The 12,712-nt window shown below is 62.7% G+C and carries 9 protein-coding genes; 6 read left to right on the top strand and 3 right to left on the bottom strand.

The genetic code is table 11. The features are described from left to right. Positions 1 to 44: 44 nt before the first annotated feature. Complete coding sequence (locus tag QLG02_RS13995) at positions 45 to 1,475, top strand: methyl-accepting chemotaxis protein (protein WP_282465458.1); 1,431 nt, start codon at positions 45 to 47, stop codon at positions 1,473 to 1,475. Positions 1,476 to 1,580: 105 nt separating this feature from the next. Further along, positions 1,581 to 2,774, top strand: coding sequence for a class I SAM-dependent methyltransferase (locus tag QLG02_RS13990; RefSeq protein ID WP_029300865.1), 1,194 nt, complete (start codon positions 1,581 to 1,583; stop codon positions 2,772 to 2,774). A 483-nt stretch (positions 2,775 to 3,257) separates the two neighbouring features. Here the strand turns inward: QLG02_RS13990 and QLG02_RS13985 are convergent, their stop codons facing one another. Further along, positions 3,258 to 3,902 carry a glutathione S-transferase family protein gene (locus tag QLG02_RS13985; RefSeq protein WP_282465457.1) on the bottom strand — a complete coding sequence of 215 codons (645 nt, stop codon included), beginning with the start codon at positions 3,900 to 3,902 and terminating at the stop codon, positions 3,258 to 3,260. A gap of 260 nt (positions 3,903 to 4,162) precedes the next feature. On the opposite strand from QLG02_RS13985, the gene QLG02_RS13980 reads away from it, so the two are divergent. From QLG02_RS13980 to QLG02_RS13965, 4 genes are all read left to right on the top strand, one after another. Then, positions 4,163 to 5,347 (top strand): acyltransferase, encoded by a 1,185-nt coding sequence (locus QLG02_RS13980; RefSeq protein ID WP_282465456.1) that lies wholly within the window; start codon positions 4,163 to 4,165, stop codon positions 5,345 to 5,347. A gap of 382 nt (positions 5,348 to 5,729) precedes the next feature. Continuing rightward, on the top strand, positions 5,730 to 6,767 hold the full coding sequence (gene selD, locus QLG02_RS13975; protein ID WP_282465455.1) for a selenide, water dikinase SelD: 1,038 nt from the start codon (positions 5,730 to 5,732) through the stop codon (positions 6,765 to 6,767). Beyond that, entirely contained in the window at positions 6,764 to 7,864 is a 1,101-nt protein-coding gene (gene mnmH / locus QLG02_RS13970; RefSeq protein ID WP_282465454.1) for a tRNA 2-selenouridine(34) synthase MnmH, read from the top strand. Before selD ends, mnmH begins: the two co-directional genes overlap by 4 nt. 27 nt (positions 7,865 to 7,891) lie before the next feature. Continuing rightward, positions 7,892 to 8,536: an MBL fold metallo-hydrolase gene (locus QLG02_RS13965; protein WP_282465453.1), complete on the top strand. Its 645-nt coding sequence runs from the start codon at positions 7,892 to 7,894 to the stop codon at positions 8,534 to 8,536. Here QLG02_RS13965 and QLG02_RS13960 read toward each other — a convergent pair. After that, complete coding sequence (locus QLG02_RS13960; RefSeq protein ID WP_011706078.1) at positions 8,526 to 9,527, bottom strand: HD domain-containing phosphohydrolase; 1,002 nt, start codon at positions 9,525 to 9,527, stop codon at positions 8,526 to 8,528. The two genes, QLG02_RS13965 and QLG02_RS13960, sit on opposite strands and share 11 nt — an antisense overlap. Continuing rightward, positions 9,524 to 12,694 (bottom strand): response regulator, encoded by a 3,171-nt coding sequence (locus QLG02_RS13955; protein WP_282465452.1) that lies wholly within the window; start codon positions 12,692 to 12,694, stop codon positions 9,524 to 9,526. Before QLG02_RS13955 ends, QLG02_RS13960 begins: the two co-directional genes overlap by 4 nt. Positions 12,695 to 12,712 lie beyond the last annotated feature (18 nt).

Here is a 12,712-nt window from a genome sequence, read left to right as displayed (position 1 = left end):
AATGAGCGCGACACTCTCATCCCCTTGCAGGACGCAATACCATTATGAAAGAAGTAAAGTTTCGGTGGGTTGACCGTTATCTCATTCACCTCACGATCAGCGAAAAATTTCTCATCACCTTCTGGTGCCCCCTCCTCTTCATCGCTTTTCTCAGCTGGTATCTGCTGGCCGACGGCCACCAGCAACAGATGCAGCTGCGCCTGGATCAGCTCAAGCAGCGGGTCGAACTCAGTGCCCAGCTCTCAAGCCAGCACGCCGCTCTCACCCTGCCGGCCGAGCTCACCCTGAGCCCGACCGGCAACACAGGGTTAACCCGGCAGGGCGACATCTATCGATATGGCGCCAGCGCCGGTCAAGCCGGGGTCATCACCGGCACCCTGGATGCCTCCCGCTACTCCATGTGGGATGGTCAGGGCACCACGCTCACCATCATCGCCGTGCTGGCTGCCCTGCTGGCCCTGGTCACCCACTACCTGATGACCTTTGTCTCCGGTGCCCTCTACTCCACCAACAAGGCGTTGCAGACCGTGGCAGATGGCGATCTCACCTTCCGCCTCAACTTCTTCCCGGTGCGCGACGAGTTCTCCATTCTGGCGGGCAGCATCGACAGGTTTACCGACCGCCAGCACAAGATAGTGCAACTGGTGGAAGAGTCCGCCGAGGCGCTCACCCTGGCCGCCGACGAGTTTCGCGATCACGCCAGCGAGGGTGAGAGCATGGCCCGCTCCCAGCGTCAGCACATGGACTCCCTGGCCGCCGCCATGGAGCAGATGTCCGCCGCCATCCGCGAAGTGGCCCGCAACGCCAACGACACTTTGCAGCAGACCCGCCAGTCGAGCGAAGAGGCGGCCAACGGCGCCGCCCGGGTATCTCGCACCATCGCCGCCATCCGTACCCTGGCCGACGAGATCGGCAACGCCTCCGGCGCAGTGGAACGGCTGACCCACAACGCCAATCGCATCAACGAAGTGGTCAACGTCATCAACGCCATCTCCCAGCAGACCAACCTGCTGGCCCTCAATGCCGCCATCGAGGCAGCTCGCGCCGGCGAGCAGGGCCGCGGCTTCGCGGTGGTGGCCGACGAGGTACGCACCCTCGCCAGCCGTACCCAGCAGGCCACGGTGGAGATCCAGCAGATGATCGAAGAGCTGCAGGCCGGCACTGGCGCGCTGAACGACATCATGGAGAAAACCGTAGGTCGCGCCGCCAGCAGCCAGGCCTTGATCAGCGAAGTGGGGCTCGACATCGACAAACTCAGCAACCACAGCGATGCGGTGCTGGAGATGAGCACCCAGATCGCCACCTCCAGCGAACAGCAGAGTTCGGTGGCCGAGGAGATCACCCGCAATCTGGATCAGGTGCGCCACGAAGCGGGCCAGGTGGAAGAGTCCGCCAGCGCCTCGGTGGCCGGCACCGCCGGCCTCAAGGCCACCGCCACCGAGCTTGCACAGGCACTGAAGGGGCTAAGAATCTGATTAGCAAGCTCCCAGAGCCTGACGCTATCTGCCAAGGTTGTTTGAGTTTTGCCAGCGGGCCACATAGAATGTGGCCCCTTTTCTTTTGACCATCTGGCAACCCCCATGAGCGCTTCCATCTATCTCGTCAAAGGCCGCGAAAAATCCCTGCTGCGTCGCCATCCCTGGATCTTCTCCAAGGGGATCGAGCGGGTACAGGGCAACCCCATCGATGGCGATACCGTCGAGATCTACACCCAGGATGGCAAGTGGCTCGCCCGCGGTGCCTGGTCCGGCAGCTCCCAGATCCGCGCCCGGGTCTGGACCTTCGACAAAGATGAAACCGTCGATCTCGACTTCTTCATCCGTCGCCTCAAATATGCCCAGGAGTCCCGCGACGGGCTCATCAAGCGTCAGGGCCTCACCGGCTATCGCCTCTGCGCCGCCGAATCCGACGGCCTGCCGGGTCTGACCATCGACCGCTACGCCGATTTTCTGGTGTGCCAAATTCTCTCTGCCGGTGCAGAGTTCCAGCGCGAGCTGATCACCCAAGCACTGCGTACCCTCTACCCCGAGTGCAGCATCTATGAGCGCTCCGACGTGGCGGTACGCAAGAAGGAAGGGCTGAAAGAGCGCACCGGCGTTATCTATGGCGAGACCCCGACCGAGCCGGTGGTGATCGAGGAGAACGGCGGCGTCAAGATCCTGGTGGATATTCGCAACGGCCACAAGACCGGTTTCTATCTGGATCAACGGGACAACCGTCAGGCTGCCGCTAAATACACTGAAGGCAAGCGGGTGCTCAACTGCTTCTGCTACACCGGTGGTTTTGGCGTCTACGCCCTCAAGGGCGGCGCCAAGGAAGTGGTCAACGTCGATCTTTCCCAGAATGCGCTGGATATCGCCCGCCAGAACGCCGAACTGAACGGGCTGGATACCAGCAACACCCAGTTCGTCCGTCACGACGTGTTCAAGCTGCTGCGTGAATACCGCGAGAAGGGCGAGAAGTTCGATGTCATCGTGCTGGATCCGCCCAAGTTTGCCGAGAGCAAGGCCCAGCTGCTGGGTGCCTGCCGCGGCTACAAGGACATCAACATGCTGGCGTTCCAGCTGCTGGCGCCGGGTGGCGTGCTGCTGACCTACTCCTGCTCCGGCCTGATGGAGCAGAGCCTGTTCCAGAAGATCGTCGCCGATGCGGCGCTCGATGCCGGCCGCGACGCCCAGATCCTGGAGCTCTTGTCCCAGGCCTCCGATCACCCCATCGGTACCGCCTATCCGGAAGGCTTCTACCTCAAGGGGCTGGTGGTGCGCGCCCGCTAAGCCGAGCAGACCAGCGCAGCCCCCTTGTCCCCGGTTCCAGATCCGGGCCAGGACTGGGTCCGGCAAGCCATCAAAAAGCCCGCGATCAAAGCGGGCTTTTTTTATGCGGCCGCCAAAGAGATAACCTCCCCCCGACTTTGCCACCAGCAGCGATGGGTGCTCCTGTCTCTCCTCTTCAACTGACGACTGCCATCCTCAAGCTGGAATTGCCGCATCGTTAGCCCGCTTCTCATCTCTCTTTCACCCCAGGCATGGCATACACAACCCGTCAGCAGAGACATTCCCGGCATTTGCTTTATGCAAAAACATGAAATATTACGCATCAACATTAAAAATTCCTTGGGGAAATATCGGCTATAAACGCATACTCACTCACCTAAATGAATACTGCTGTTTTTCCCATGCAGTTGATGCCGCCATACCCCTGTCTGCCTCGCACATTGCCCGGGGCGGCAATGCCCCGCCCGGCACAAATCATCCCGCTCAATCACGCGCCGGCGCGCCCAGCGGGAAGTAATGTCGAAATGGCCTGGCCTCCTCCACCACCCGCACGATGGAGGGATGGCTAAGCAGCCGGGCGCGATAGGCACGCAGGCGGCCATAGCCAGCGGGGATCTCGTGGGCCCAATCGGCGTAGAAGAGCGAGGGGGCGGCGGCGCAATCGGCCAGCGTGAAGCCAGCCCCGGCAATCCAGTGGCGCCCTGCCAGCCGCTGATCGAGCCAGGGGTAGATCTGATCGAGCAGCTCGCGGGCCTCCACTACGCCATAGCGGTCGCGATCTGCGACCGGGCGCAGCGCATCCAGCACCACTTTTTGCATCGGCGTCATCACATAGTTGTCGAAGACGCGATCCAGCATATGCACCTCCAGACCCGCATCGCTTGGCGGGATCAGGCTGACGGGGCCCGGGTGGTGCGCCTGCAGATGGGCGACTATGGTGCTGCTCTCGAGGATGCAGCGACCGTCATCGAGCAACACGGGGAAGCGCTTGAGTGGCCAGAGGGCAGCAAGTTCGGCGTTGGCCGCCGGCTCTTCGAGATTCCGGTACTCGAACGGGGTGGCATTCTCGTAGAGGGCGATCAACACCTTCTGGCTGTAGGATGAGAAAGGATGGGCATAGAGTTTCATCGGGACGATCCTTGCACGCTGATGGATGACTTCCCTAGTCTAGATCCCCTCTTCACCTTCGCTGCAGCGCGGATCCCTTGCTGGTTTTTGGATGATAAATGCGCATTCATGACGAAAATCACACCCGTATGGCTCTCTTTTAGGTAGGGTGATCCCGCCTGTGGCCGCCAAGCCAGGGCAGCCGACTCACCAGGGTTGATGAGCGGCACCACAACAAAAATTGATGTCAGGCCAAGCTGAACATCATCAAGGATCCCGTCATGAATCAATCATTGCCGCTGTTGACGCCGCTGCGGGGCATCGCTGCCCTGATGGTGGTGCTGTTCCACGCCCGCTTGCTGCTCTTTCCCCAGTGGATGGAGTCGATCGCCAGCCACACCCAACTCATCGAGAACGGCTACCTCTGGGTCGATCTGTTCTTTATTTTGAGCGGACTGGTGCTGGCCCATGTCTACGGGGAAGCCTTCGCCCGCTCGCCCCGCACCATAAGTTATGGCCGCTTCCTCTGGCTGCGGCTGACCCGGGTTTATCCCCTCTATCTGGTGACTCTGCTGCTGCTGGTGGGCTGGGAGCTCTACAAGGCCCACCATGGGATTGGCTTCTACGCCGGCCCCCTGTTCAAGATGTGGGAGTGGGAAGGGATGCCTCCTTTCGGCTCGCCCTTTACCCCGGCCGAGGCGCTGCCAAGCAGCCTGTTGCTGCTGCAGGTGGTGACCGATCGCGGATTGACCTGGAACTTCGCCGCCTGGTCGCTCAGCGTGGAGTGGATTAGCTATCTGCTGTTTCCGCTGCTCATCCAGCTCGCCGTCACCCGCAGCCGCTGGAGCAACCTCGCCCCCTTGCTGGCCCTGACGGTGCTGGCCTTTATCGTGCACAGTCGCGGTACCCTGGATGTCACCAGCGGGGCACTGGCCATCGGGCGCGGGGTGAGTGAATTCGTGCTCGGCCTCTGGCTGCTGCCGAAGGTCAAGGCTGCCCGCCAGTGGCCCATGATGCAGCAAGATCTGCCGCTGCTGATCGCCTTTCTGCTCCCCTTCGCGCTGATGCAGTTCACCATGACGCCGCAGCTGACCCTGCTGCTGATCAGCGCCTACGTGTTGCTGATCTGGATTGCCGCCTGCCAGGGCGATCGCCAGAGCCCGCTGCTGCGCCTCCTGGATAACCGCTTCACCAACTGGCTGGGGGATCTCTCCTACTCCATCTACCTGCTGCACGCCCTGGTGCTGCTCACCGGCTGCGAGCTTGTCCACTATCTGGCGCCAGGGCTCACCGAGTGGTGGTACGCCCAGACCAACCCGCTGCTGGGGGTAGTGGCGACCCTGTTGATGCTGGCAGTGCTGATCGGGCTCTCGGCGCTGAGCTACACCCTGCTGGAGCGGCCGCTGCAACGGCGTCTGCGCCGGCTCGGCAAGGCTCGCCAGCCGGTGATGGAGCAAGCCGGCTAAGTTCCCCACCAAAGATGGCCCCGATGGCAGCATGCTCGCCTTCGGGGCTACATTGGGGAGAGCCTTGTCAGCGTCATGGCGAAGGCTGACCCTTTCCTCTAAACCCGCCAATTCCCTGCGCTTTGTGTGAATTCCAGTTCGAACCAGAGCGGCCATTTGTGGCATAATGGCCCGTCCTGTGGCCCTTGGCGGGGCTGCGCCGGCGCATCTGTCGCCTCTCCTCCCCCGTCCTGCCAGACTGCCTTGCACGGCTGCCTGACATCGCTGCGCTCAAAGCCAGCCAAGGCCACCCGAATTTCGCGCGCATACGCGCACATTTGACGGCTCCACAGAGCCGCTGCACTTATTTGTACACACAAGTTTGCACACACAAGGGGAAAGTATGTCTTCCATTCGTCTGACCCAATACAGCCACGGCGCTGGCTGCGGCTGCAAAATCTCTCCCAAGGTGCTCGACACCATTCTCAAGAGCCAGATCCCGGGCTTTGACGACCCGACGCTGGTGGTCGGCAACAGCAGCAAGGATGACGCGGCCGTGGTCGATATCGGCAACGGTCAGGGTATCGTCTCCACCACCGACTTCTTCATGCCCATCGTCGATGATCCCTTCACCTTCGGCCGCATCGCCGCCACCAACGCCATCAGCGATATCTACGCCATGGGTGGCAAACCCATCGTCGCCATCGCCATCCTCGGCTGGCCCATCAACACCCTGGCGCCGGAAGTGGCCCAGCAGGTGATTGACGGTGGCCGTCAGGTGTGTCACGAAGCAGGGATTTCTCTGGCCGGCGGCCACAGCATCGATGCCCCCGAGCCCATCTTCGGCCTCGCGGTGACCGGTATCGTGCCGCTCAACGCCATCAAACAGAACGACACCGCCAAGGTGGGTGACACCCTCTATCTGACCAAGCCCCTCGGTATCGGCATCCTCACCACCGCCCAGAAGAAGGGCAAGCTCAAACCCGAGCACGAGCAACTGGCCCCCAACGCCATGTGCACCCTCAACAAGATTGGCCAGCGCTTTGCCGAGCTGCCCGGTGTGCATGCCATGACCGACGTGACCGGCTTTGGTCTGGCCGGCCATCTGCTGGAGATGTGCGAAGGTTCCGGTGTCAGTGCCCGCCTGGACTTCAAGGCGCTGCCGCTGCTGGACGAGGTGGATTACTACCTGAGTGAGAGCTGCGTACCGGGCGGTACCCTGCGCAACTTCGACTCCTATGGCGACAAGCTGGACGCCATGGATGACCGTACCCGCAACATCCTGTGCGACCCGCAGACCAGCGGCGGCCTGCTGGTAGCCGTCGGTAAAGAAAGTGAAGCCGAGCTCCTTGCCATTGCCGCACAGGCAGGGCTGACCCTCTCCCCCATCGGCCAGCTGCAGGCCCGCACCGGCAACCAGTTCATCGAGGTTGTCCAATGAGTGCACTGCCACTGGCCACGGATTACGCCCGGATTTTTCTCGATGACGTTCCGCTCATCGACCTGCGCGCCCCCATCGAGTTCAAGGAGGGGGCCTTCCCCTGCTCGACCAATCTGCCATTGATGACGGATGATGAGCGGGCCCAGGTTGGTACCTGCTTCAAGCAGCAGGGGCAGGCGGCCGCCATCGCACTGGGCCATCAACTGGTCGGTGGCGCCGTGCGGACCGAACGCCTCGAGGGCTGGCTGGCTCAGCTGCGCCGGCAGCCGGATGCCGTGCTCTACTGCTTTCGCGGCGGCCTGCGCTCGCAAACGGTGCAGCAGTGGCTGCATGAGGCGGGGGTCACCCGCCCGCGGATCGCTGGCGGCTACAAGGATCTGCGCCGCTTCCTCATCGACACGCTCGATGGGGCGGCGGCGCAGTGCCAGTGGAGCGTGCTGACCGGCATGACCGGCTCCGGCAAGACCCACATGCTAGCCGAGGTGGCCCAGGCGCTCGATCTGGAAGGCCATGCCCATCACAGGGGGTCGTCGTTTGGCCAGCTGCCCGGCGGCCAGCCCAGCAACATCAACTTTGAAAACAACCTGGCCATCGAGCTGCTCAAGCGCCGCCAGCAGGGTGAGCAGGCGTTCGTGGTGGAAGACGAGAGCCGCCTCATCGGCCGCTGCTGCCTGCCCAATCCACTGTTCGATGCCATGAGCCAGGCGCCGCTGGTGGTGGTCGAGGTGCCGCAAGAAGAGCGCGCCGAACAGATCCGCCAGGACTATGTGCACGACCTCTGGCTGCGCTATCAGGCGATGTTTGGCGCCGAAGAGGGCTGGCCACTGTTTGCCGCCTACCTGACCGATGCACTGGCCAGACTCAAGCGCCGGCTCGGCGATCAGGCCCATCGCGAGCTGGACGCCCTGATGCAGAGCGCGCTCACCGAGCAAGCCAGCAGCGGTGATACCTCGCTGCACCTGGCCTGGATCACCCTGTTGCTGACCCGCTATTACGATCCCATGTACCTTTACCAGCTTGGCAACAAGCGCGAGCGCATCATCTTCCAGGGTGACAAGCAGGCTTGTCTCGACTTCTTTGCCGAGCAGCGCGCCTGAATCAGCGGCCCATCAAGAGGACCCCATATGTTGAAATTCGAGGTGATCCCGGTCACCCAGTTTGCCCAGAACTGCTCTCTCATCTGGTGTGACGAGACCCATCAGGCTGCTCTCATCGATCCGGGCGGCGAAGCAGACAAGCTGCTGACCGCCATCGCCAAACGCGGGCTGACCCTGACCCATATCCTGCTGACTCACGGTCATCTGGATCACGTGGGTGCCGCTGCCGAGCTGCGGAAGAAAACCGGGGTGGCCATCACCGGCCCCCACAAAGAGGATGCGTTCTGGCTCGACATGCTGCCCCAGCAGAGCCAGATGTTCGGCTTCGCCCATACCTCCGCGTTCACGCCGGATCACTGGCTTGAGCAAGGTGACAAGGTAAAGGTGGGTCAATGCGAGCTGGAGGTGTACTTCTGCCCAGGCCACACCCCGGGCCATGTGGTGCTGCTCTCGCAAACCGAACGGCTTGCCTGGGTGGGTGACGTGCTGTTTGCCGGCAGCATAGGTCGGACCGATTTCCCCCGTGGTGATCACGGGACGCTGATCAAGTCGATCACCGAGACCCTGCTGCCCCTTGGCGATGACATCGTCTTCATCCCCGGCCACGGTCCCAGCTCGACATTCGGCCGCGAGCAGGCAAGCAATCCCTACCTGACACAACCTATCTGGTGATCCCCCGCTCCTCGCGGGTGTCCCACTGGGCCTTGAGGCGCAAGATCTCCGGCATGATCTCGAGAAAACAGGCGAGCAGCCGGGGATCAAAGTGCTGGCCTGCACCGTCACGCATCGTCGCCAGCACCTGCTCCAGCGGCCAGGGCTCCTTGTAAGGGCGACGCACGCTCAAGGCGTCAAACACATCGGCGATGGCCACGATCCGCGATGCCTCGGGGATCCCTTCACCGGTCTCTCCTGCAGGGTAACCCGAGCCGTCCCACTTCTCGTGGTGATGCAGGGCAATCTCCGCCGCCATCCGAAAGATGAGCCCGTCTGAGCGCTTCAAGATTTCGTACCCGATGCGCGGATGGGTGCGCATGATGGCCCACTCCTCTTCGGTGAGAGGGCCGGGCTTCTTGAGGATATGATCGGGGATCCCAATCTTGCCCATGTCGTGCATGGGGGCCGCCAGCTCCAGCAACTCGGACTGATCCGCACTCCAGCCCGCCGCGTCGGCCAGGGCTCGGGCATAGGCAGCCATGCGCCAGATATGTACCCCGGTGTCGGTGTCGTTGTAGTGACCCGCCTCGCTCAGCATCACGATGGCAGTGCGGTAGCTGCGCTCGAGCTGATCGAGGCGCACCAGCGAGAGGTGAGTGCGCACCCGGGCGCGCACCGTGCTTGGGCAGACCGGCTTGTATATGTAATCCACCCCGCCCGCTTCGAACCCCTGGCTCTCGCTGTCCGGGTTGTCGCTCGCCGTGATGAACAGTACCGGGATCCCGGCGTGGGCCGGATCGGCCTTGAGCCGGCGGCACACCTCGTAGCCGTCCATGTCAGGCATGCGCACGTCAAGCAGGATCAGGGCCGGTTCGTGGCGCGCCACGGCGGCCAGCCCCTCCTCGCCGCCCTTGGCAAAAAAGAGGCTGTACTCCTCCTTGAGGATTTGCCGCAACAGCCCGAGGTTGCTCGGCTCGTCGTCGATGATCAACACTCGCGGTCGATTCATGATCCAGCTGTCTCCCGATTGTCCAGATACCCCTCCAGCTTGCAGGTCGCGAGCTGGATGTCGAACAGCTCCAGGGCCGCACCGATCTCGCTCACCAGCTCAGCAGGCAAGTAACTCTTGGCCTGGCCCAGCGCCGGCTCAATCAGTTCCAGATCCTCGCTCACAAGGGCCTCACGCAGGGCGTGCAAGCACACCTCCTGCGCCTCGCCCTGCGCCAGCGGGGAGCTGACGGCCCCCGGCTCACGCCCGGCATAGAGGTCGATGGCCTGCTGCGCCCGTTCCAGCGCCTCCAGGAAGGGGGCCATCAGCTGACTGGTGTCCCCTCCCTGCTCGATGGCCTCATTCAGTTCTGCACTGATGCGCGCCACATCGGTGAGCGACAGGCTGCCCGCCACCCCCTTGAGCTTGTGTGTCAGGCTCGCGGCCGCATCAGTCTCGTGCTGGGCGATGTAGTCCGGCAGCACGGTACCGACCGTCATGTAGTCATCACGGAATCGGCGCAGGTATTTGAGATAGACGGAGGCCTCGCCCCAGTTGCGAAGCCCGGTATCGATATCGATGCCGGCCACCGGCTCCACGGCAGGTGGCGCGTCGTTGATCGTGAGCGGCACCACGCTGTCGGGCAGGTAACGCAGCAGGGTCGCAATGAGCTGCTCCACGTCGAGCGGCTTGGCGATGAAATCGTTCATGCCACAGGCCAGCGCCGCCTCGCGTTGATCCTTGAACACCCCGGCGGTGAGTGCCAGCACGGGCGTCTCCTTGTGTCCCGGCAGCTGACGCAGGCGACGGGTCGCCTCGTAGCCATCCATCACCGGCATCTGCACGTCCATGAGCACCAGATCGATACGCTGCGTCGGGTCGGCAAGACAGGCCAGGGCCCGCTCCCCGTCGATGGCGGTGATCACCTCGGCCCCCTCCCGCTGCAGCAAGCGGGTTGCCACCTCCAGGTTGATGTCGCTGTCATCGACCAGCAGTATGTGAACGCCAGGCAGGCGCAGACGGCGCTGGCCGCTCTCCAGCAGATCCACGTGCTCGCGCTTCTCATGGATGAGGCGCGCCACCGCGTTGTAGAGGCTGGAACCGGTGACCGGCTTGTGCAGCACCAGATCCACCTGCTCCGAGCCGGGGCGGCGCATCAACTCTTCCTGGGAATAGGCCGTTGCCATGATGATGATGGGCGAGCGATCCTGCTGCTCGAAGGCTTGGCGAATGGCCACGCAGGTCTCGAGACCGTCCATGCCAGGCATGATCCAGTCAAGCAGGATCACATCGAAACGCTCCCCCTGCCGCAGCAGATGGTGCAAGGCCTGCTCGCCCGACTCTACCACCCGTGACTGCCAACCGAGGGAGCCCACCGTCATCGACAAGGTGTCGCGGGTCACCTGGTTGTCGTCGGCGATAAGCAGCGAGACATGCTGCAACCGCTCGTGGAAAGCCTCGGGCCGCTCTACCTGCTCCAGCCGGACGCGGAACCAGAACTCGCTCCCCTTGCCCAGTTCGCTGGTGACGCCGATGTCGCCCCCCATCAGGTTCACCAGACGGCGACTGATGGTCAGGCCGAGCCCGGTTCCCCCAAAACGGCGGCTGGTGGAGGAGTCTGCCTGAGAGAATGCATTGAAGATGTTGGCCTGCTGCTCGGGCGGAATGCCGATCCCGGTGTCGCGCACCCGAAACAGCAAGGTGGCCATGCCGTCTTGCTCGGCTTCCAGTTCGACCTTGACCTCCACCTCCCCGCGCTCGGTGAACTTGATGGCGTTGCCGGTCAGGTTGAGCAATACCTGCTCGAGGCGCAGGGCGTCCCCAACCAGGTGGGCGGCCTGCTCGGGGGCGCTGCTCACCACCAGCTCGAGGTGCTTGTTGCCAACGCAGGTGGACATGATGGCTGCCACATGATCGAGCACCTCTTCCAGGCTGAATGGCACCTGCTCGAGCTCGAGCCGGCCCGATTCAATCTTGGAAAAATCGAGGATGTCATTGATGATCCCGAGCAGAGCCTGCCCGGCCTGATGGATCTTGCGTACCAAGGCGCGCTGGCCATCGTCGAGCCCCCCCTGTTCGAGCAGGTAAGCCAGCCCCATGATGGCGTTCATGGGGGTGCGGATCTCGTGGCTCATGTTGGCGATGAAATCCCCTTTGACCCGCGCCAGTCTGGCCGCCTCCTGCTGCGCCAGCTGCTCCCGATGCCGGCTGAGCACCAGCGAGGCCACTGCGGCGCCGAACAGCAACAGCAAGATGGCGCAAGTGGCCGAGATGATCCCCCAGATATGAGTGCGAATGGCCAGCAGCTCGCTGCGTGGCACCATTGAGGCAGCCTTCCAGGCCAGCTGATCGTGATTCAGTGCCGGGTACAGCGTGGTCCAGCTCCACAGACCGTCGGCGAGCTCAACCTGGCCGCTCGAAGCCCCCAAGAATGCCTGCCAGGCCTGGGGAGAATACTGCTTCAAGGTGAGGTCCGGACGCTCGAGCATGAAGCCCCACTCTTGTGCCGGATCCGGGCTGCGCAGCCAATAGCCATCCTGATTGAGCAGCATGGTGTGATCGGCAGCCCTGCCACTGCTGTTGGCAAAGACCTTGAGCATGCGGCCGGCCTGCACGTTGATGAGCAGCAAGCCCAGATCGCGATCCCCCAGGCGCAGGCGCTTGGCAATACGGATCATGGGATTGAAGGGGCGATCGATCACACCCTGCTCGACGTTGAGATCGAGCGGCGAGACGTAAATCCGCTCCCAGGGCAGCGCCATGGCATCGCGGAAATAGTAACGATCCTTTTTGTTTTGCAGCTGGTCATCGGGCACACGCTGCAGATGCTGGCCCTGACGATTGAAGCGCACCAACTCCATACCATCGGGCGCCAGCCAGCGTACCTGCGCATAGTCAGGATTGCGGTTCATCAACACGGTAAACTGGGCGGCAATGTTGTCACGCTCGTTGCGACCCGCCGCCTCCAGCAGGATGGGCTCTTCAGACATGCTGCGCACATGGCGCAGCGGCACCGCCAGTTCGTCGTCGAGACGACCGCTGGCGAGCGACAGGAAGGTGCTCTCATCGCTACGTACACGATAGAGCTCGCGCTCGATCAGTGCGTCCCCCAGCAGATACCCACCCACCAAAACCAGTACCAGAATGGGTGTGAACAGCAGGAAATATCCCCGTATGATTCCCTTCATCACGGTCAACATTACCCC

It is taken from the genome of Aeromonas sp. V90_14 (assembly GCF_029967615.1).
GTDB lineage: Bacteria > Pseudomonadota > Gammaproteobacteria > Enterobacterales > Aeromonadaceae > Aeromonas > Aeromonas hydrophila.
Note: the sequence above shows the minus strand (reverse complement) of the source record. Positions and strands in the feature narration are given on the sequence as shown.

What these genes read in the sequence shown, in the direction of transcription:
- mnmH (WP_282465454.1), top strand. Translation starts at nt 6,764, where the DNA reads ATGAGTGCACTGCCACTGGCCACGGATTACGCCCGGATTTTTCTCGAT.
- QLG02_RS13965 (WP_282465453.1), top strand. Translation starts at nt 7,892, where the DNA reads ATGTTGAAATTCGAGGTGATCCCGGTCACCCAGTTTGCCCAGAACTGC.
- QLG02_RS13980 (WP_282465456.1), top strand. Translation starts at nt 4,163, where the DNA reads ATGAATCAATCATTGCCGCTGTTGACGCCGCTGCGGGGCATCGCTGCC.
- QLG02_RS13990 (WP_029300865.1), top strand. Translation starts at nt 1,581, where the DNA reads ATGAGCGCTTCCATCTATCTCGTCAAAGGCCGCGAAAAATCCCTGCTG.
- QLG02_RS13995 (WP_282465458.1), top strand. Translation starts at nt 45, where the DNA reads ATGAAAGAAGTAAAGTTTCGGTGGGTTGACCGTTATCTCATTCACCTC.
- QLG02_RS13955 (WP_282465452.1), bottom strand. Translation starts at nt 12,694, where the DNA reads ATGAAGGGAATCATACGGGGATATTTCCTGCTGTTCACACCCATTCTG.
- QLG02_RS13985 (WP_282465457.1), bottom strand. Translation starts at nt 3,902, where the DNA reads ATGAAACTCTATGCCCATCCTTTCTCATCCTACAGCCAGAAGGTGTTG.
- QLG02_RS13960 (WP_011706078.1), bottom strand. Translation starts at nt 9,527, where the DNA reads ATGAATCGACCGCGAGTGTTGATCATCGACGACGAGCCGAGCAACCTC.
- selD (WP_282465455.1), top strand. Translation starts at nt 5,730, where the DNA reads ATGTCTTCCATTCGTCTGACCCAATACAGCCACGGCGCTGGCTGCGGC.